At 57.1% G+C, this 19,962-nt stretch carries 15 protein-coding genes and 1 riboswitch; of the genes, 9 read left to right on the forward strand and 6 right to left on the reverse strand.

Annotation, left to right across the window (positions count from 1 at the left end; all coding sequences use genetic code 11):
* Positions 1-3 precede the first annotated feature (3 nt).
* The 3 genes from BM029_RS21970 to BM029_RS21980 form a co-directional block, all read right to left on the reverse strand.
* On the reverse strand, positions 4-1,893 hold the full coding sequence (locus tag BM029_RS21970; protein ID WP_092439715.1) for a TonB-dependent receptor plug domain-containing protein: 1,890 nt from the start codon (positions 1,891-1,893) through the stop codon (positions 4-6).
* Between the two features lie 84 nt (positions 1,894-1,977).
* Positions 1,978-2,252: riboswitch (cobalamin riboswitch) on the reverse strand.
* A 43-nt stretch (positions 2,253-2,295) separates the two neighbouring features.
* Complete coding sequence (locus BM029_RS21975; protein WP_092439718.1) at positions 2,296-3,468, reverse strand: HPP family protein; 1,173 nt, start codon at positions 3,466-3,468, stop codon at positions 2,296-2,298.
* Between the two features lie 37 nt (positions 3,469-3,505).
* Positions 3,506-4,669 carry an ABC transporter substrate-binding protein gene (locus tag BM029_RS21980; RefSeq protein ID WP_092439721.1) on the reverse strand — a complete coding sequence of 388 codons (1,164 nt, stop codon included), beginning with the start codon at positions 4,667-4,669 and terminating at the stop codon, positions 3,506-3,508.
* Between the two features lie 316 nt (positions 4,670-4,985).
* Between BM029_RS21980 and BM029_RS21985 the strand changes: the two genes are divergently transcribed.
* From BM029_RS21985 to BM029_RS22020, 8 genes are all read left to right on the forward strand, one after another.
* Positions 4,986-5,756 carry a FadR/GntR family transcriptional regulator gene (locus BM029_RS21985; RefSeq protein WP_244545175.1) on the forward strand — a complete coding sequence of 257 codons (771 nt, stop codon included), beginning with the start codon at positions 4,986-4,988 and terminating at the stop codon, positions 5,754-5,756.
* 21 nt (positions 5,757-5,777) lie between these two features.
* Positions 5,778-6,671 (forward strand): L-threonate dehydrogenase, encoded by an 894-nt coding sequence (ltnD, locus tag BM029_RS21990; RefSeq protein ID WP_092439723.1) that lies wholly within the window; start codon positions 5,778-5,780, stop codon positions 6,669-6,671.
* A gap of 3 nt (positions 6,672-6,674) precedes the next feature.
* Positions 6,675-7,982: a 3-oxo-tetronate kinase gene (gene otnK, locus BM029_RS21995; protein ID WP_092439725.1), complete on the forward strand. Its 1,308-nt coding sequence runs from the start codon at positions 6,675-6,677 to the stop codon at positions 7,980-7,982.
* Positions 7,979-8,650, forward strand: coding sequence for a 3-oxo-tetronate 4-phosphate decarboxylase (locus BM029_RS22000; RefSeq protein WP_092439727.1), 672 nt, complete (start codon positions 7,979-7,981; stop codon positions 8,648-8,650). Before otnK ends, BM029_RS22000 begins: the two co-directional genes overlap by 4 nt.
* A 52-nt stretch (positions 8,651-8,702) precedes the next feature.
* Complete coding sequence (locus tag BM029_RS22005; RefSeq protein WP_170851181.1) at positions 8,703-10,037, forward strand: MFS transporter; 1,335 nt, start codon at positions 8,703-8,705, stop codon at positions 10,035-10,037.
* Positions 10,038-10,102: 65 nt separating this feature from the next.
* Positions 10,103-10,891: a 2-oxo-tetronate isomerase gene (gene otnI, locus BM029_RS22010; RefSeq protein WP_092439729.1), complete on the forward strand. Its 789-nt coding sequence runs from the start codon at positions 10,103-10,105 to the stop codon at positions 10,889-10,891.
* Positions 10,892-10,914: 23 nt separating this feature from the next.
* Positions 10,915-11,892: a D-erythronate dehydrogenase gene (denD, locus tag BM029_RS22015; RefSeq protein ID WP_092439730.1), complete on the forward strand. Its 978-nt coding sequence runs from the start codon at positions 10,915-10,917 to the stop codon at positions 11,890-11,892.
* A 168-nt stretch (positions 11,893-12,060) separates the two neighbouring features.
* Positions 12,061-14,292: a mechanosensitive ion channel family protein gene (locus BM029_RS22020; protein ID WP_170851182.1), complete on the forward strand. Its 2,232-nt coding sequence runs from the start codon at positions 12,061-12,063 to the stop codon at positions 14,290-14,292.
* A gap of 42 nt (positions 14,293-14,334) precedes the next feature.
* Here BM029_RS22020 and BM029_RS22025 read toward each other — a convergent pair whose 3' ends face one another.
* The 3 genes from BM029_RS22025 to BM029_RS22035 form a co-directional block, all read right to left on the reverse strand.
* Positions 14,335-14,982, reverse strand: a complete 648-nt coding sequence (locus BM029_RS22025; RefSeq protein WP_092439734.1) for a class I SAM-dependent methyltransferase — start codon at positions 14,980-14,982, stop codon at positions 14,335-14,337.
* Positions 14,979-16,364 (reverse strand): chloride channel protein, encoded by a 1,386-nt coding sequence (locus BM029_RS22030; RefSeq protein WP_244545176.1) that lies wholly within the window; start codon positions 16,362-16,364, stop codon positions 14,979-14,981. The genes BM029_RS22025 and BM029_RS22030 overlap by 4 nt, the downstream gene beginning before the upstream one ends.
* 115 nt (positions 16,365-16,479) lie before the next feature.
* On the reverse strand, positions 16,480-17,481 hold the full coding sequence (locus BM029_RS22035) for a J domain-containing protein (protein WP_092439736.1): 1,002 nt from the start codon (positions 17,479-17,481) through the stop codon (positions 16,480-16,482).
* 217 nt (positions 17,482-17,698) lie between these two features.
* Between BM029_RS22035 and BM029_RS22040 the strand changes: the two genes are divergently transcribed.
* Complete coding sequence (locus BM029_RS22040; protein WP_092439738.1) at positions 17,699-19,294, forward strand: MDR family MFS transporter; 1,596 nt, start codon at positions 17,699-17,701, stop codon at positions 19,292-19,294.
* Positions 19,295-19,962 lie beyond the last annotated feature (668 nt).

Genomic DNA, 19,962 nt, shown 5'->3' on the forward strand with positions numbered 1-19,962 from the left:
TGATTACTGCTGCCAATTTACACCAACAAATACTCCCCGTGATGGCTGGTTATAGCCGTAGGCGGTTTGATAGTCGCGATTGAACAGATTATCGATACGGCCGAACAACGATATTTCCTTGTTCAACTGATAGCGCGCATTGGCGTTGGTCAGCCAATACGGAGCCAGCGTCGGGCTGCCGGGAATATCGGTACGGCTGTCGGTGTATTGGACATCGGTGCCGATGCGCCAGGCGCCAAAGCTTTTGGCAGCGCCAAGCGAACCCAGGGTTTTAGCGCGACGTACCAAGGTTTTATCGGTCGATTCGTCCTTCGGATCCTGCAAAGTCAAACTGGCGCGCCAGTCAATTTCCAACAAGGTGGTGCTGGCACTCAGCTCCAGGCCCTGGTTCTTGGCGCGCGCAATATTGATGGTTTGAAAGGTAACCGGATTGTAGCCAAACTGGTCGCGCGTACGGGTATCGAACAGCGTGGCGCGTAACAAGGTAGCGCCGGCTGCATACTGCACGCCCAGTTCGTAAGATTTCGAACGTTCCGCTTTCAGATTGACGTTACCGTACAACGGGTCGAACAATTGCACCGGCGTCGGCGCATTGAATGCAGTCGACGCATTGGCGATCAGCTTGACGCTATCGGTCAAGGCATAACCATAACCGAGGTAACCGGTATTGTCTGAACCCGAGCCGCCGACATCGTCGTGCCGCACATTCAATTGAAATTGATTCGCACCAATCTTGCCGTTTACGCCGGCGTACACGCTGGAAGTCGAACGCGAGAAGCTGTTGCTGCTGTTGCCATAGCTGCTGTTGGAGTTGACCTCGGCCTTTTCGCGACCGGCGTCGACACCTGCATTGACCACCCATTGCGGCGCCAAACGCAACTCGTTGGCCCACTGCAGCAGGTTTTGCGTGCTCTTGTAGCCGTTGCTGCTGTTGCCGAAGATGCTCAGGTCATCCAGGTTGTCGCGGTTAATGTTTTGCGACAAGGTCAGAGTTGAAGTCCAATCCTGGGTAAAGCTGTTTTTCGAGAACACCGCGATCGACTGGCTCTTCGAATGACCGTTATTCTTATCGGTCGGCGTGCCATAAGCATTGTCGAAAGTGTACTTGGAATCGTTGGCGTATACGCGAGCGCCGATCTCATTGCCCTTGCGCCATTCCTGCGATACCGAACCCGAAACGCTGGTATTGCCATCGCCATTGCGGTCCGGGTTCACGTTCGGACTCTGCAAAGGATTCTGCGCTGAGAATCCATCCGTCTTGAAGCGTGTCAACGACAGCGCGTAACTGGTATCGCCGCTCTTGCCGTTGACGCCGACATTACCCTGGTAAGTGCCACGCGAGCCAGCCTCAACCGAAGCGTTGAACGCCGGTGCGCCGGTGCCGCGTTTGGTGAAGATCTGCACTACCCCGCCGATCGCGCCTGAACCGTAGATGGCGGAGACGTTGCCGCGCACGATTTCGATATGGTCGATCTGGTCCGGCAAGATATTCTCAAGCGCCGGCAAGCCGAACGAGGCCTGGCGCCGAAGCGGCACGCCGTCGATCATGATCAGGGTTTCCGAGGGATTCGCGCCGCGCATGAACAAGGAAGCCTGTTGGCCAGGGCCGCCGACGCGGGTGATCTGGATACCGGCTTCGCGTTCCAGCAATGCCGGCAGATCCGGTGCTTGCGAATTGCGGATGTCTTCGGCGCTGATCACCGTAGTGTGCGGCAACGCATCGGTTTGCGGCTGCTCGATGCGGGCAGCGGTGACTACCACTGGCACCAGAGTCTGGTCCTGCGTAGTTTGCGCCGATACCGCAGCAGATGAAGCGGCAATTGAGAGAATGGCTGAAGCCAGCGCGAGCGGCTTCAAGGTCGCGCCGCAGCGGCGTGATAAAGATAATGTCATGTTTGGATACGATAAGAGTCCCCGGCCTGCTTCCCCGCAAGCCCGGTTGCAACAGTAGTAGCGAACAAGCACGTAATGCTTGTTCCTTACTCCCCCTGTTCTGGCCGGTATCCGGGCTAACAAGTCGGAGCGTATGACCTTCCCATGCCAAGCTCAAACAAAAGCTGAAACACAGTGGTAGAAGATACGCCCTGTCGCCATGCCAAAATCAAAGATTGAATTCAACCGGCGACGCTTGTTTTACCGTTGCGGGGGCAGCACACGTTGGCCGGCACTCTTGTCGAGTCGCCCGGCGCCGTGTTTCCCGTTTAACTGCGGACATGGACATGTCCGCGTGCACCAAAACCCCGCCATTGTAAGGCCGACGCCGGTTTGCAGCAATTGCCGCATGCGTTCGCGCGTCTACACTGTGGTTAAATTCGCATTTCCACGGTACAAAGCGGCCACCATGTCGGACTGGGTCACCATGCCGACCAGGCGCCGCTGGTCATCGACAATCGGGATGTGATGGATGCCGGAATCGGACAAAGGCTGCACCAGTTCCACGATATGCGCATCTTCCACCGCGCTCTGCACTGCGGCTGTCATGATCTGGCCGACCACTTCCGGCTTGTCGGAATGGGTATTGGTGGTGCGTCGGATGAACTGCTTGAGTTTATGGTCAAAACCGGTGTACACCTGCAAATTAACCTGACGCATGAAATCGGTCTGGGTAATGATGCCGATCAGGCGCCGCGCCGAATTAATCACCGGCAGCGCTTTGATGCGATGCTTCAATAGCAACGCCCATGCATCTTCCAGCGAAGTGCCGTATTCGACGCTGATGACATCGCGCGACATGATGTCAGCACAGGTAATCGCCCCGAAACGGCGTTGGTAGGCATGCAACTCCGTTTGCAGGATCAGGTCTTCCAGATCATCCCGGCTGACATCCAGCACCTGATTGTATTGGTGCAATACATAATCCAGGTCTTCCTGCGTAAAACCGATGCGCCTGCCGCTGGGCTGGTCTTTGGTCTGATGCAATTTGCTGAGGTCGGCATGCGCGACATGCGGATAGCGGCGGCGGGTAGCGTTATTGAACAACAGCGCTACCGCCAGCAACAAAAAGGAATTCAACAGCACCGGCGTCAGCACGAAATGAAAACCCTGGCTGGTCACCGCCGGGCCACCCAGCACCGCAGTCAACGCCACCGCACCGCTAGGCGGATGCAGGCAACGCAAGGCGAACATGGCGCCGATAGCAGCGGAAACCGCAATCGCCGGCGCCAACACGGGATCTGGAATCCAGCGCGCGCAGCTGACGCCGATCACGGCCGCCACCAGATTACCGCCGATGATCGACCACGGCTGTGCCAGCGGACTGGCCGGCACGCCGAACAACAACACGGCAGAAGCACCCATCGGCGCAATCAGCAACGGCAACGGCGCACTCGATCCCAGCGCCCAGTGGCTCACCAGCCCGGTTAGCAAGATCCCAAGCAAAGCGCCACAGCAGGCGCGCAGGCGCTCGGTGGCATTGACCATCACTGGCCCGGGGATAAAACCGCGCAACCACAACCTGAGCAAATTCATCTTCTTTACTTTCGTTTTTATTATTACCCGGGGCCTGTCAGCCGCCGTAAGCATAGGTAAATTTATTATTCACGATCCGGCCCATCACGCGTGAACGCTGGTCCAGACCGACGTGATCTTTAGGATTCATATTGACCACTCCTTGCGGAATAGTCAGGTCATGCGTGTTTTCCAGTGCATTCCGTAGCGCTATGCGGAATTGCTTGCTACCGGGTTGGGCTGACTTGATCGCTTGCGGTACCGCATTGGCGATCAGCATGTAAGCGCCCCAGGCATCCGCGGCAAACTGTGTCATGGTGTCGACGCCATAGGCGGCTTCATAGCGGCTGGTGAATGCCAGCGCGGTTTTCCTGACCGGATTCGACAACGGCAATTGTTTAGCCACCACCGCCGGTCCGGTCGGAAAAAAAGTACCTTCGACATCCTTGCCGCCGACTTTCAGGAAATCCGCCGTGGCAATGCCGTGCGTCTGATAAATGCGGCCCTTGTAGCCGCGCTCGGCCAAGGTCTTTTGCGGCAATACCGCCGGCGTTGCCGAAGCGGCGATCAGTACCGCATCTGGTTGCGCCGACATGATCTTGAGAACCTGCCCGGTGACGCTGGTGTCGTTGCGGTTGTAGCGTTCGCTAGCGACCACCTTGATTTTCCTGAGTTCAGCCAATCGTGAAAATTCGCGCCACCAGCTATCCCCGTAAGCATCTGCAAAGCCGATGAACGCTACCGTCTTGATGCCATTGTCAGCCATGTGCTGGGTCAGGATCGTCGCCATATGCGAATCGTTTTGCGGCAGCTTGAAGACCCAGGTGCGCCTGGCATCTTGCGGCTCGACGATAGAGGCCGATGCCGCCAGCGCCAGCATCGGCGTCTCTGCCTCTGACACCACGTCCAGCAGTGCCAATGCAGCAGGCGTTGTATTCGGTCCCACAATCAGGTCGACTTTTTCTTCATTGATCAGCTTGCGTGCATTGCGCACCGCGTTGGTCGGATCGGAAGCGTCGTCCAGGATGATGTACTCGACCTTCTGCCCGGCGATCTCTTTCGGCCATAGCAGGATGGCATTTTTTGTCGACGCGCCAATCGCCGCCGCCGGCCCGGTTACCGCGATATCTACACCTATCCGGATTTGCGCCAGGGCCGAGCCGCCGCACATGGAGAGAGCAATGGTGAGCGGGAACAGATAACAGCGTGTAAATTTGTGCATCGACTATCAATCCTGTTGGTATGACATGAGGAGATTTCCACAAGGACAGGATTCTACTGGATTGTGACAAACAGCAAGCGGCAACGCGGCTCCAACGTTACATCGCTCATGCGATTTTAACCATCACGGCCGAGCAGTTCATTGACCCAGAGCAAGAACTGTATTCTTTGCATTGCGGCAAGATAACTCGCGGAAAAGCCGGGCTGCCTTTGAAACAAATCTTGATTTTTCCAATAATTCGTATGATGATATGGTCACATTATGATAAAAATATGCCGTTAAGTAGGCCTAATAAGAAAGCACTGGAAGAGACAAAATGTTCAATAAACTGAATGCCAACCGGACTTCCTTGAGCGATACCGTCGCCCAGGAATTGCTGAAAAAGATAGAAACCGGCGAATTCGGTCCAGGTGCAAAACTGCCCACAGAGCCCGCTTTGTCCGAACAATTCGGCGTCAGCCGCACCGTGGTGCGTGAAGCAATTTCCCGTTTGAAGAATGAAGGCGCGGTCGAACCGCGTCAGGGCAGCGGCGTCTACGTCAGCCAGCAAGGCCATCTGCGGCCGTTGCGGATCCAGTTCGACCAGGCTTCGTCGGCCGATGCCGTATTGCAGATTGTCGAACTGCGGCGCGCCATCGACGCTGAAGTGGCGGCGCTGGCGGCTACCCGCCGCACCCCGCGTCAGCTGAAAGCCATCGAAAGCGCACTGAAAGGCATCGCCGCCGATGTCGACGCTGGCGGCGACGGCGTGCTGGCCGATGTCATGTTCCATCGCAGCATCGCCGAAGCCACCGGCAATCCATTCCTGCTGCAAACCTTGGCGTTCCTTAGCCAGTACCTGGAAGCCGCCACTGCCGTCACCCGCAGCAACGAAGCCAGGCGCGACGATTTCATGCGCCAGGTCTATGAAGAACACGCAGCTATCGCCGCTGCCATCGCCGCCGGCGATGCACTGGCCGCGCGTAATGCGGCACAAAACCATATGTTCAATGCGGCGCGGCGCTTGTCGCAAGGCGCTGTCGTCACCAAGACGCCGCAAAAAACCCCGCAGAAAACCAAGAGCACTCGGAAGCTCGCTACTCCCTAACTCGCTAATCAGGATCAAAGCATGACTATCAACGTAGGTGTAATCGGCCTTGGCGCCATGGGCTTGGGCGTTGCCCGTTCTTTGTTACGCGCAGGCTTGCGCACGCATGCATGCGATGTCCGCACGGAAGTATTGCAACAATTCGCCAGCGAAGGCGGCATCGTCTGCAACAGCCCGGCCGAACTGGGCGCGCAATGTGAAGTAGTGATTACCGTTGTCGTCAACGCAGCGCAAACCGAGCAGGTGCTGTTCGGCGAACAAGGTGCTGCAGCTGCCATGCGGCCCGGTAGCCTGGTGATCGCCAGCGCTACCGTGGCGCCGGAATATGCTGTCAAGCTTGGCGAGCGCCTGGCGGCACAACAGCTACTGTTTCTCGATGCGCCGCTGTCGGGTGGCGCGGCACGCGCGGCGTCAGGCGAAATGACCATGATGACTTCCGGGCCGGCGGCAGCATACGCCAAGGGTGAAGCAGTGCTGGCGGCGATTGCCGGCAAGGTATACCGGTTGGGCGAAGCGCACGGTATCGGCTCCAAGGTAAAAATCATCAACCAGTTGCTGGCGGGCGTGCATATCGCTGCCGCTGCGGAAGCGATGGCATTGGGATTGCGCGAAGGTGTGGATGCCGATTCTTTGTATGAAGTAATCACCAACAGCGCCGGTAATTCATGGATGTTTGAAAATCGTGTGCCGCATATCCTGAAAGCCGATTACACACCGCTGTCGGCAGTCGATATTTTCGTCAAGGATCTGGGACTGGTGCTGGATACCGCACGCGCCAGCAAATTCCCGCTGCCGCTGTCAGCTGCCGCGCACCAGATGTTCATGATGGCCTCCACTGCCGGCCATGGCGGCGAAGATGATTCCGCGGTGATCAAGATTTTCCCGGGAATCACGTTACCGGCAGCACAGGAGTAAGCCATGTCAGCACAACAGAACGCCGCAACACGCCCCCTGCTCGGCTGCATCGCCGATGACTTTACCGGCGCCACCGACCTTGCCAACATGCTGGTGCGCGAAGGCATGCGCACGGTGCAAACCATCGGCGTGCCTGACAGCGCACCGCAAGAAGTGGACGCCATAGTAGTAGCGCTGAAATCGCGCACGGTTCCTGCCTCTGAAGCCGTCGCCGACTCCCTGGCTGCGCTGAGCTGGCTGCAGCAACAAGGCTGCCGTCAGTTCTTTTTCAAATACTGTTCTACCTTCGACTCTACCGCGCAAGGCAATATCGGCCCGGTTGCCGATGCGCTGCTGCAGGCTCTGGGGAGCGATTTCACGATAGCCTGTCCGGTGTTTCCCGAAACCGGACGCACCCTGTATCGCGGCCATCTTTTTATCCAGGACCAGCTGCTCAATGAATCGGGGATGCAAAACCATCCATTGACACCAATGACAGACCCGAACCTGGTGCGCGTGCTGCAACAGCAAACCGAGTCCAAGGTTGGACTAATCGGCTATCCGACGGTATCCCAAGGTGCTGAGCAGATTCGCACCGGGATTGATGTGTTGCGCCAGCAAGGCGTGCGGATGGCGATTGTCGACGCCCTGGAAAACCAGGACCTGTACGCCATCGGCGCTGCCTGCGCCGACTTGCCGCTGGTCACCGGCGGCTCCGGCATTGCGCTCGGCCTGCCCGGCAATTTCCTGCGCGCAGGTTTGCTCAATCCGCAACAAGGCGCAAAAGCCAGCGAACTGCCTACGGTCGACGGTTTGTCGGTAGTCCTGGCCGGCAGCGCGTCAAAAGCGACTAATGCGCAGGTAAGCGCATGGATTGAAGCGAATCGCCCGGCGTTCCGCATCGATCCGCTCGCGCTAGCCGCTGGCGAACCGGTGGTAGCGCTAGCACTGGTCTTCGCCAAACAACATCTGAATCAGCAACCGGCGCTGATCTACGCCACCACCACGCCGGAGCAAGTGAAGCAGGTGCAAGCCAAACTCGGCGTCGAGCGCGCCGGTTTGCTGATCGAGCAGGCGCTGGCCGACATCGCGGCGGCCTTGCTTGCCAGCGGCGTGCGGCGCTTTGTGATTGCCGGCGGCGAAACTTCAGGCGCCGTGGTCAAGGCGCTGGGTGTGCATGCATTGCGCATCGGCGCGCAAATCGATCCGGGTGTGCCGGCGACGGCGTCGATCGGCGCAACACCATTAGCATTGGCGCTGAAATCCGGCAATTTCGGCAGTGTCGATTTCTTTGAAAAAGCGTTGCGCCAACTTGGTGAGACTCGTCTATGACCAGCACAAAAAATCAAACCAGCAGCACCACGCTCAAGGAACAGGCGCTGCGTGAAGAGATCTGCGAGATCGGCGCCAGCCTGTATCAGCGTAACTACACGGTCGGTGCGGCAGGCAACATCAGTGCCCGCCTGGATGACGGCTGGCTGATCACGCCGACCGACGCATGTCTCGGCAGGCTGACGCCGGCGCAGATCGCCAAGGTCGACCTGAGCGGCAAGTGGATCAGCGGCGACAAGCCGTCGAAAACGCTGACCTTGCATCGCGCAGTCTACGACAACAATCCACTGATGCAGGCCGTGGTGCACACACATTCGACCAATCTGGTCGCGCTCACATTATCCGGCGTCTGGCATGACAGCGCTGTGCTGCCGCCGATCACGCCGTATCAGGTAATGAAGGTCGGCCGCATTCCGCTGATCCCTTACTGCCGCCCCGGTGATCCGAAGGTAGCGGAACAAATCAAATTGCTGGCAACTACCGTGCGTGGCGTATTGCTGGAACGGCTGGGGCCGGTGGTGTGGCACGAAAGTATTTCGCAAGCGGCATTCGCGCTGGAAGAGCTGGAAGAAACGGCACGTTTGTGGCTGATGTCGGGAAATAAACCGGAGCCGCTGAGTGCGGAGGCTCTGGATGAGTTGTATCGGGTATTTGGAGCGCGCTGGTAAGTTTCAATAAATAGAAACATCCGGATTTAAACATTAAACTGGTGGAGATAAGATGTCTGCAATAATCGATAATAAAGGCGCCAAAAAAGGCGCACAGGCTAGTGCTAGCCTGCCGGCTGAACAAGCCGAAAATCTGTACAAGAAAGTCTTCTGGCGCTTTGTGCCATTCATCATGCTGTGTTACGTGGTGGCTTACCTGGACCGCGTCAACGTCGGCTTTGCCAAGCTGCAGATGTCGCAAGACCTGGGCTTCAGCGAAACCGTTTTCGGCCTCGGCGCCGGCATATTCTTCCTCGGTTATTTCCTGTTTGAATTGCCCAGCAACCTGCTCATGAACAAGGTCGGCGCCAAGCTGTGGATCGCCCGTATCATGATTACCTGGGGCATCCTGTCTGCTTGCTTTGCCTGGGTCCAGACACCGACTCAATTCTATGTCCTGCGCTTCTTGCTGGGTCTGGCTGAAGCCGGCTTTTATCCCGGCATCATTCTCTACCTGACCTACTGGTTTCCTTCGCATCGCCGGGCCAAGGTGGTCGCTACTTTCATGGCGGCGATCCCGATTGCAGGCATTTTCGGCAATCCCCTGTCGGGCTGGATCATGCAAGCCTTCCACGGCTCCACCGGCTGGCATGGCTGGCAATGGATGTTCATGATCGAAGCGATTCCGGCGGTCCTGGTCGGCATCGCGGTATTTTTCGTGATGGACAACAACATTCGCAAGGCAAAGTGGCTGACTGAAACGGAGAAGGATTTCCTAGAAGCAGAAATCCGCGCCGACCAGAAAGACATGCACAGCCCGAAAACCACCGCAGCGGTATTCAAGGACATCCGTATCTGGCACATGTGCCTGATCTATTTTTGCATCGTGATGGGCCAGTACGGCCTGACGTTCTGGCTGCCGACGCTGGTCAAGGCATCTGGCGTGGTCGGCGATTTGAAGATCGGCCTGATCAGTGCGATTCCGTTTCTGTGCGCAGTGTTCGCCATGATCCTGATCGGCCGTCGCTCCGACCGCATGCGTGAGCGGCGCTGGCATCTGATCGTGCCGGCCTTGCTGGGCGCTGTAGGTTTCGTGGTCTCTGCTCTTGCGGCTGACAACACCGTGATTGCAATTGCCTTCCTGTCGCTCGCAGCGATGGGCGTATTGACCTGCTCGCCGCTGTTCTGGTCGTTACCGACTGCCTTCCTGTCCGGCACCGGCGCTGCCGCCGGCATTGCGGTGATCAACTCGGTCGGTAACCTGGCCGGTTTCGTCAGCCCGTTCATGGTCGGCTGGCTGAAAGATACTACGCATAGCAACCAGACCGGCATGTTCATGCTGGCCGGGATGTTGGTGATAGGCGCGATTGCGATTTTGAAAACGCCGCCCAAGATGGTCAATCGTTAAGATGCTGTTCACCGCAGGGTGGGCACGTGGTGCCCACCCTGCGCATTATTTTCTGGAGTGTTGAAATGCCACGCTTTGCCGCCAATCTGACCATGATGTACAACGAGCACGCTTTCCTCGATCGTTTTTCGGCTGCGGCCAAGGACGGTTTCAAGGGTGTGGAATTTCTGTTTCCGTATGAGTATGCAGCCGCCGAGCTGCAGACAAGATTGCAGGATAACGGCTTGACGCAGGCGCTGTTCAACGCCCCGCCGGGCGACTGGGCCGCCGGCGAACGCGGGATTGCCTCGTTGCCGGGGCGTGAAGATGAATTCAAACGCAGCGTCGCCACCGGCCTGGAATATGCGCAGGTGCTCGGCAATAATAAATTGCATGTGATGGCTGGATTGATCCAGCCGCAGCAGGATCGCGCCCGCCATCGCGCCGTGTATCTGGAAAACCTGGCCTATGCCGCCGCTGAAGCGGCCGCGCATGGCGTCACGATTGTGATCGAACCGATCAATACACGCGATATCCCCTGTTTCTTCCTGAATCGCCAGGACGATGCGCAGGCAATCTGCGCCGAGGTCGGCGCCCGTAACCTGCAAGTCCAGTTCGACCTGTATCACTGTCAGATCGTCGAAGGTGACCTGGCAGTCAAACTCAAGCGCGACATGGTGCGGCCGCAAGCCGGCATCGGTCATATCCAGATTGCCGGCGTGCCAGAGCGGCATGAACCGGATATCGGCGAAATCAATTATCCGTATCTGTTCGAACTGATCGATGCGCTCGGTTATCAAGGCTGGATCGGCTGCGAATACCGGCCGCGCGGCGCCACTTCAGAAGGCCTGGGTTGGCTCAAGCCCTGGCTGTAACCCACATTCAATAAGGAATCATCATGCAAGTAGTCATCACCGGCGGCGCCGGATTCTTAGGCCAGCGCCTGGCGCGCAGCCTGCTCAGGCAAGGCAGCTTGCCGGACCGTAGCGGCCAACTGCAAACCATCAGCAAGATAATCCTGGTCGACGTCGTCGCCGCCACCGGTTTCGACGACGCGCGGATTGAACAAGTCACCGACGACATCACAGACAGCGCTTTGCTGGAGCGGGTGATCACGCCGCAAACGGCCGCCATCTTTCATCTGGCGGCAATTGTCAGCGGTCAGGCCGAAGCGGATTTCGATCTCGGCATGCGTATCAACCTCGATGCTTCGCGTTTGTTACTGGAACGCTGCCGCGCCTGCGGCCATGTGCCGCGCGTCATCTTCACCAGCTCTGTGGCGGTATTCGGCGGTGTATTGCCAGCCGTGGTGCAAGACAACACTGCGCTCAATCCGCAATCTTCCTACGGCACGCAAAAAGCGATTGCCGAATTGCTGCTCAACGACTTCAGCCGCAAAGGTTTTGTCGACGGCCGCGTATTGCGTTTACCGACCATCAGCGTGCGTCCCGGCAAACCCAACCAGGCTGCCTCATCTTTCGCCAGCGGCATCATTCGCGAACCGCTCAACGGCCAGCCAGCCATTTGCCCGGTAGCGCCGGATACGCGTTTGTGGCTGCTCTCGCCACGCAAGGTGATCGCCAGCCTGATCCATGGTTATACGTTGTCGGCCGAAACATTGGGCAAGAGCCGCACCATCAACCTGCCGGGGATCTCGGTCACCGTTGCCGAAATGGTTGCAGCGCTAGAGCGGGTCGCCGGCCAGCAGGTGGCGGCACGGGTTGAGTGGACTCACGATCCGGTGATCGACCGCATCATCTCAAGCTGGCCGGGCGCCTGGGACGCCAGCCGCGCTGCTGCGCTGGGTTTCGTCGGCGATGCAGATTTCGATGACATCGTCCGTGCCTATATCGAGGATGATTTACCTGCTGTGTAAGCGCATAGCCGTCGGTTGCGGTGCGTCGACAAACTTGCACATGTTTTTTTGACATGTGCAAGTCAAACCCTATCTTGTGAGCCATATGTCGGCGGTACGGTAAGATTGTCACTTTATGACTTTTGCCTAGCCGACATGAAGACCAGCTTTTTTCAGCTCATAACGCGTTTGCGTTTAATTATGGGCTTGCTGTTTTGCCTGCTCATGGCCGGCGGCGCTTATGCAGCAGCGGCAGCTGGCAGCAATGCTGGCAATAACGCCAGCACGCCACCAGCCGCGGCGCCAGCACCAGCGCCATCTGCACTGGATTCCCTGTCCAAGGTATTACAAAGCAATCCCGCCACCGGTAGCCTGGTAGCCACCCTGATCCAGGCAGAACAGCAAAACAGCAAGGCATCACCGTCACAAAAGGGTTTCATCGGGCTGATTTCCAACAGTCTCGACGTTTTCCAGAGTCATTTACATCAGGTAGTCACGCCAGAGAAATACTGGACCCAGCAATTTTCCCTGGCCTGGCAAGACCTGTCGACCATACTTGAGCGCCAGGACGCCGAAACCGGGCTGCAAGTGTTAGCCAATTTTCTCGAAATGCTAGCCTTGTTTGGCGTAGTTGCGCTCGCCATACAATACATCGGCAAGCGGGCTCACCAGCACTTCAAGGTCGACACCAAACTGCCGCCGGACCCCAGCATCAAGGAATTGCTGCTGTATATCCTGCGCCATATAGCGCCGATGCTGCTGGCGCTGGTGGTGGAAATCTCGGTAGTAGTCAGCCTGGAGTCGTCGCAGGGGCCGTCGCTGGGACGGACGCTGGCCACCGTGCTGCTATACACCCTGATTGGCGCACGCGTGTTCCAGGCAATATGCGCCATCATTTTTTCGCTGTCACATGGCGGCCACCGCATGGTCGCCGTGCATATCATCTACCAGCGCGCCTGGAGTTTGCTATATGCAATCGGCTGCGCCGGCTGGCTCGGCGATGCACTGGACAATCCGCAGGTGAACCACATCATCGGGGTACATCTGTCCAGCGTGGTGGCGACCTTGTCGAGCCTGGTTGCGGCGCTGCTAGGCGGCTGGTTCGCCTTGCGCTACAGGCGGCCGGTGGCGCACATCATCCGCAACCGGCCGCTTGCGGTGCGCCGTGCCCATCCGGCGCGGATGGAAACCCTGGAAATGGTCGCGGCCTTCTGGTACGTGCCAATACTGCTGTTGAGCATCAGCGTCAGCGTTGCCACCATCCTTGATTTATCGAGCAACAATTCGGCGCTCAACCACGCATTGGGCAGCGCGGCACTGCTGGTCGCCATGTTCTTTATCAGCGCACTGCTGCAGCGCATACGCAGCCGCAAGACGGCTTCAGTGGTGGTCCGTCGTCAATCTCCTTACATCCTGCGCATGAGCAACGTCGGCTTCAGCCTGCTGCAACTGGCGCTGTGGGTCGGCTTTTTCGAACTGCTGACCAGGATCTGGGAACACTCTCTGATGGATTTTGCCAATGCAACCCTGATCGGCCAGATGATCGTCTCCGCCCTCGGCAAGATCGGTCTTACGCTGGTAGTTGCCTGGCTGGTCTGGATCATGCTCGACACATTCATTCAAGAAGCGATCAATCCGACCCGCAACAGCCGTTACACGCGCAAGAATCCGAGCACGCGCATGCGCACCATCCTGCCTTTGCTGCGCAACGCCTTGATGCTGCTGATCCTGACCATCACCGTCATCACTACGCTCGCCAACCTTGGCATCAATGTCACGCCCTTGCTAGCCTCGGCCGGTGTGGTCGGCCTGGCATTCGGCTTCGGCTCGCAATCGCTGGTGAAGGATTTGATCACCGGTGTCTTCATCATCATGGAAGATTCGATGTCAGTCGGCGACTGGGTCGACGTCGGCAACGGCCACGCCGGCACGGTGGAAAACCTGACCATCCGCACCGTGCGTTTGCGCGACAGCAATGGCTCGGTACACAGCGTGCCGTTTTCGCAAATCACGGCGATCAAGAACGATTCGCGCGAATACACCTATGCATCGCTCAAGCTGAACATCACCCACGATTCGGACGTCGACCAAGCCCTGCGCCTGATGCGCGAAACCGGCGCCGAGATGCTGGAAGACCGCCGGCTGCGGCGGCTGCTGCTACAGCCCATCGAGATATACGGGGTCAATGGTTTCGACTTGAACGGCGTGGTGTTGCTGGCAGGTATCCGCACCAAACCACAAACCCAGAGCGAGGTCATGCGCGGCTTCAACCTGCGTATCAAGAAGAAAGTGGATGGCGATCCGACGGTACATTTTTCCACCGAATGGGCGAATTTTCCATTGACTGCGGCATCTGTTCCCGCAACCGCTGTGCCGCCAGAAGCAGCACCGGATTCGCCCCCGGCTAATGCCAATAACTAGAGCTAATCGCAGGGGGCATAATGTACCTACCCTGCGCAGGCCTTATTTGATGCGGCAGCTCAGCAACCAGTAATACTCCAGCCGCAAGATGCGCAGTTCGCGCGTGATGGGCGCCAGTTTCTTGCGCAGGCCACTGTCGGTCGGGAAATTCTTCATGACTTCATAGCGCTCGCCGTTGGGCAAGGTGCGGAACTGATAGGTATTGCCTTCTGCATCGGTACGCGCAATCGGCGTGCTTTGTTCTTCAACATAGCCGTTGTCGATCATCACCAGCAAAATGTCCTTGCCCAGCTTTTCACGCAGCTGCGCGATGAAACGCACCTGGTCCTGACGCGCTACGTGCGACCACCAGAATCCCAGGAAACAGGCAGTGAACGGCCGGTCCGGCTGGAAGGTGTTGATGTCCGCCAGCGCAAAGGTCGCTTTGTCCGCCGGCAGTTTCTTGGCGGTTGCCAGTGCAATCATTTCGGGATTGATGTCGGTTGCGTACACCGACTTTGCCGAAGCAGCGATCTGCTCGGTCCAGAATCCGGTACCGCAGGCCAGTTCCAGCACGTCGTGGCCTTCCATCAATTCCTGCACGCGTACCTGCAGCGTCAGCAATTCATCCTGGCGCTCCGGGCGCTGGTAAATCTCTTCGTAGGTCGAAGCGCGTTTGGCGTAGTAAGCCACCATATCTGTATTAATCATTTTCCCGACTCATTTTCCAATTGCTTAACTTCTGTTTTTTCTAAATTCACAAGCGCCGCACCGGCAGCTACCCGATAACGCTCCGACAGCGCGTCGTATAACGGCGTTGCAAAAAACCGTGATATCCGGCTGGCAATCAAGGCCGTCGCCATCAAAGAGATGACCAGCGCATGACCGTTAATCATTTCCATCACGATCACGAACGCGGTAATCGGCGATTGCGTGACAGCAGCCAGGTAACCCACCATCGCCAGCGCGATCAGCATCGGCAATGAAGTGTGACTGAATACCTGGTGCAGCAAATTGCCGAAACCGGCGCCGATCGACAGCGATGGTGCAAAAATCCCGCCAGGAATGCCTGGCAGGTACGACGACACCATCGACGCCATTTTCAGGAACGGGTAAAACACCGACAAGTGCTGCTGCCCTTCCAGCACACCCTTGGCTTCGACATAACCGCTGCCGAAAGTGGCGCCGCCGGCGATCACGCCGATTACCGCCACCAGGAAACCGCACAACGCACCGAAGGCGATCGGGCGTGTGTTGCGCAAATGCTGGACCCGGGCCGGGATCCAGCGTTTGGTATTCAATAACAGCCAGCAAAATATGCCGCCGGCCACGCCAGTCAGGATACCGGTAACCAGCACCGCCAACGCCACCATGTTGGTCAGCGCGCTGTCGATCTGTATCGTGCCGAAATAGGTGTAGTTACCGTTCAAGCCCAGCGCCACCGCGCCGGCAAAAATAATTACGGTAATCACGACACCGCTGGCCCGATGCTCGAAGCTCCGTGTCAGCTCTTCAATCGCAAATACGATCCCCGCCAGCGGCGTGTTGAACGCCGCCGACAAACCGGCCGCCGCGCCCGCCAGAATCAGGCGCCGCTCCAATGCCGCACTGGCGCGCGGATATAAACGCCGCAGGTTGAACATCAAGGCCGCGCCGACCTGTACCGTAGGACCTTCGCGCCCGATGGTGAAGCCGCCAAGAATGCCGACAAAGGAAATGCCGATCTTGCCTGCCAATATTTTCAACGACAGCAGCGACTCGCCGCGCTTGCTGGTGTCTTCTTCCAGCGTAGCGATCACTTGCGGAATACCACTACCTTCAGAACCGGGAAAATAACGCCGCGTGGCCCACACGCACAAGGCGCCGATCGCCGGCGTAATGAACAGCGGCAGCCAGAAGTGCGACTGCTGCATGGAACGGAACATGCCGAAACCGACATCCATCAGCCAGGCATAGAGCACCGCAATCAATCCGACCAGTACCGCACCGAGCCACAAAATCCCGTATTTTCGCCAAGCACGCCGTACCTGACGCAGTGTCTGATCGGAAAAACTGGGTGGCAGCGGATTCATCGGATTTAGGCGCAAAGACATGATTATAAATTATCCCTGCGCAATTACCCTCAAATAGGGCAACGGCATGCTGACCAAAGTGGCGCGAGGAGGGAAGAAAGCCTCGTCCAACAATTACCAAAAAGCAATCTATTGTCTAAATATGATAGCTTTTCAGCCAGGCTTTGATATTTTTGATGTCTTCAAACGCCAGCAGATCGCTCTTGAGGGCATTGATATTCTGTTGCATGCCCTTGATGCTGCTCTTCAGGTGGCGCATCGCCAAGGCGGGAGACATGGCCTCTTGCGGTCCGAAATGAAAACGCATCCGGAACTCCCCCTCAATCCCTGCAATCTCGTCCCGCAATTCAGCCGACTGTTCCGTCAGAACCTTGCTGTAATGCCTGAGGTGCTGTTCGGATAATGAGTTGATCCGGCTCTGGTCGATCTGCTCGATTTCCAGCTGCAGTTCCAGCAAACCCAGCAGATCTTTCTTGTCATAGGCGATATTCACCCTTTGCATCAGCACCGTCTTGCGTGCGCGCTCCGAGGGATCCTGTTCGCGGTCGGGATGCAAGGCGCTGGCCAGTTTCCGATAGACTTCGCGTACCGACTGGCTGGCGTTGTGCAATTCTTCTTGTTGCCTGGCTTCCTTCGCTGCTGCCTTGGCTGATTTTTTACGTTTGCCAGCGTGTTCGCCGCCGCGTGCATCGTGCGCGCTGTCGCCGACATCTGCCTCCTGCCTGGATTCCCCTGCATCCTGCTGCTGTTCCTCTGCGCCGAAATCGCCACCGCCGTGCATGCGATAGATCCGCTTCAGATCCGCAGCGTCGCTATCGCCGATGATAGCGGCGCTGACTGAACAGATGATATGGCTGATTTTTTCCTGGTCATGCCTGCTCAAACCTTTTGCCGACCAGGCGTCGTCCAGCAAATGCACCAACTGCGCTACCAGCCGGTGGTAATTGCGCATCAGAGGCTGGTACTGGCTGACATACAGCTGTTGTTGCAGCGGGAACATTTCCTGCCATGCCGCCAGCAACTGGCGCTCGGTCTCAAGTTTCTTGAGCAGCGCATTGAATATTTTCTGCTCCGGCGACAAGCTGGCTTGCCCGTACTGCTCGACGATGTTGAGCGCCTTGGTTACTGACTTTTTCATCGATTTGAATATTGCATGTTGGGATGTGGCTTTCGGATAAAAATCCAGATGAAAAAATAAATGCTGCGGCGTGATTATAAATTGCGACTGGCGGCGCGCTGCAGAAAGCAGCCAAGGAGCGTATCATCTTGTCTTTGCAATAACCTCCCGCTTAGGAGGTTTCCTGCACTGAGTACCCTGTTCCCCAAAACGGCGAATCCGCCGACAAACAACAAATATGGCTATCCATTCCGCCTCTGCTCATTCGAGCGACCAGGTTTTACCTTTCCGTGAATCTTTACTTGCCATGCTCGGCATCGCCTTTGTTGTGATGCTGGTGGCGCTGGATTCGACTGTGGTCGGCACCGCTTTGCCGACTATCGTTGCCGAATTGAAAGGTTTTGATCTGTACGCCTGGGTTGCCACCTCTTATCTGCTGACCTCGGTCATCACCGTGCCAATCTTTGGACGGCTGGGCGATTACTATGGCCGCAAACCCTTCGTGCTGGTCTCCATCCTCCTGTTCACCACCGCCTCCATCTTGTGCGGCATGGCCAACAGCATGCTGTGGCTGGTGATTGCCCGCGGCTTGCAAGGGATCGGCGGCGGCATGCTGGTAGGCACCGCGTTTGCCTGCATCCCGGATCTGTTCCCCGGCGCCCACGTACGCCTGCGCTGGCAAGTCATGCTGAGCACGGCATACGGCATCGCCACCGCAGTGGGACCGTCGCTAGGTGGCTTCCTGACCCAATACTGGGGCTGGCGTTGGGTGTTTTACGTGAATCTGCCGGTCGGTGTGTTGTCGCTGTTCTTCGTCTATAAATATCTGCCGCATTTGCGCCACACCCACCCGGACGCCAAGATCCGCCTGGACTGGCCCGGCGCCTTGCTGATCACATCCTCGCTGGGATGTTTGCAGCTGTTCGTCGAAATGGTGCCCAAGCACGGCTTGTCGTTAGCCATGCTGGGCCTGCTGGCTGCCAGCATCGTGTCTTTCGTTGCGCTCTGGAAATGGGAGCATCACACGCCGCAACCCATCCTGCCGTTTGATTTACTGTTCGATCGTAAATTATCGACCCTGTTCCTGCTATCGGTGCTGAGCGGTTTTTCGATGTTCTCGCTGATGTTTTACGCGCCGTTGCTGTATCAAGGCGGTTTCGGGTTGTCGCCGCAAGAAGCAGGCTTGCTGATCACGCCGCTGGTGGCCAGCATCATGGTTGGCAGCATTTCCAACAGCCGCATCATCACCAAGATCAAGAATCCGAACATGATGCTCTACGTCGGCTTTACTTTACTGGCGCTGTCTTGTCTCGGTGTCGTCATTTCGAACCGCTGGACCTCGCATGGCGTCATTGCCGGTTTCATGCTGATAGGCGGGCTTGGCCTCGGCTTTATTTTGCCGAACCTGACCATTTTCATCCAGCAAGAAGCCGGTCGCGAGCACCTGGGCATCGCTACCGCGCTGATGCAATCCTTGCGCATGATCGGCAGCATGTTAGGTACGGCGATTATCGGCACGCTGATTAATCACATGTACGCAGGCAGCGTACGCCAGGCGCTGGCAGAAGATAAAGCAGACAACTGGTTCAGCAGTTTCTCCGACCCGCAAATCCTGATCAGCCATGAGACCCAGACCACCGTGCTGGCGCAGTTAGCGAAAGCCGGCCATCAAGGCCAGTTGCTGCTGGAAGCGGCGCGCGAGGCGCTGATCGGATCGATTCACATGGGAGTCGGGGTGGCAGTCGTGGTTACCGTGATTGCATTGTGGCTGGTCAGCAAAGTACCGCCGATCACTTTGCATATCAAACCCGAAGCGGGTGTTGTCTCTGAGTAAGCAAGAATAGTTTTAACCAGCGCGACCACCGCGCTGGCTTGCTTAAACCATCTGTAAGCGATTAAGACAAGCCTAACAAACTCTTACATCTCACACTCTCTGGAAGCACCTGTATCACACTCTCAATGGCATTCTGGCCTCGTGATAATTCAAACAGGAAAGAAAGCCAAAATGAAAAAACTCATCGGACTCGTGGTGCTTGGCATCACTTTATGTACGGCTGTCAGTGGTTGTGTGGTTGTGCCTGCGCGTGGGTATTATGGTCCGCATGCTTATTACTATCGTTGATGCGTTGCTGAATGCTGGGGGTGTGTACTCCGTAGTGCGTTAAATGGGGTCAGAGTCTGACCCTTCCCCTCAAATAATCGATAAAAATCAAAGGGCTAATGATTTTGAATTGTCAGTTGCATGCATGAGCTGTTAACTTTCTCCTACGTAGCGACCAAACTGCGACAGAGAAAGAGCACTCATGCATGCAAGAAGAATCATACAGAAATTGTTGGAAGAAAGGTGTCCTGGTGTTCACGCCAAACGGGCACAAAGCGTGGCTGCGTTGGTTCAGGCAGCGCTACAAGGTGGGTTAAGTTTGATGGGCTTGAGCCGGCATTTGGACAGTGCCACACCGATACGTCATCGTATCAAACGCTGCGATCGCCTACTGGGCAATA

Origin of the sequence: Collimonas sp. OK607, from assembly GCF_900111995.1 — a bacterium.
Lineage (GTDB): Bacteria > Pseudomonadota > Gammaproteobacteria > Burkholderiales > Burkholderiaceae_D > Collimonas.

What these genes read in the sequence shown, in the direction of transcription:
- otnK (WP_092439725.1), top strand. Translation starts at nt 6,675, where the DNA reads ATGTCAGCACAACAGAACGCCGCAACACGCCCCCTGCTCGGCTGCATC.
- BM029_RS22000 (WP_092439727.1), top strand. Translation starts at nt 7,979, where the DNA reads ATGACCAGCACAAAAAATCAAACCAGCAGCACCACGCTCAAGGAACAG.
- BM029_RS21975 (WP_092439718.1), bottom strand. Translation starts at nt 3,468, where the DNA reads ATGAATTTGCTCAGGTTGTGGTTGCGCGGTTTTATCCCCGGGCCAGTG.
- BM029_RS22040 (WP_092439738.1), top strand. Translation starts at nt 17,699, where the DNA reads ATGGCTATCCATTCCGCCTCTGCTCATTCGAGCGACCAGGTTTTACCT.
- BM029_RS21970 (WP_092439715.1), bottom strand. Translation starts at nt 1,893, where the DNA reads ATGACATTATCTTTATCACGCCGCTGCGGCGCGACCTTGAAGCCGCTC.
- BM029_RS22030 (WP_244545176.1), bottom strand. Translation starts at nt 16,364, where the DNA reads ATGTCTTTGCGCCTAAATCCGATGAATCCGCTGCCACCCAGTTTTTCC.
- BM029_RS22005 (WP_170851181.1), top strand. Translation starts at nt 8,703, where the DNA reads ATGTCTGCAATAATCGATAATAAAGGCGCCAAAAAAGGCGCACAGGCT.
- BM029_RS21980 (WP_092439721.1), bottom strand. Translation starts at nt 4,669, where the DNA reads ATGCACAAATTTACACGCTGTTATCTGTTCCCGCTCACCATTGCTCTC.
- ltnD (WP_092439723.1), top strand. Translation starts at nt 5,778, where the DNA reads ATGACTATCAACGTAGGTGTAATCGGCCTTGGCGCCATGGGCTTGGGC.
- BM029_RS22025 (WP_092439734.1), bottom strand. Translation starts at nt 14,982, where the DNA reads ATGATTAATACAGATATGGTGGCTTACTACGCCAAACGCGCTTCGACC.
- otnI (WP_092439729.1), top strand. Translation starts at nt 10,103, where the DNA reads ATGCCACGCTTTGCCGCCAATCTGACCATGATGTACAACGAGCACGCT.
- BM029_RS21985 (WP_244545175.1), top strand. Translation starts at nt 4,986, where the DNA reads ATGTTCAATAAACTGAATGCCAACCGGACTTCCTTGAGCGATACCGTC.
- denD (WP_092439730.1), top strand. Translation starts at nt 10,915, where the DNA reads ATGCAAGTAGTCATCACCGGCGGCGCCGGATTCTTAGGCCAGCGCCTG.
- BM029_RS22035 (WP_092439736.1), bottom strand. Translation starts at nt 17,481, where the DNA reads ATGAAAAAGTCAGTAACCAAGGCGCTCAACATCGTCGAGCAGTACGGG.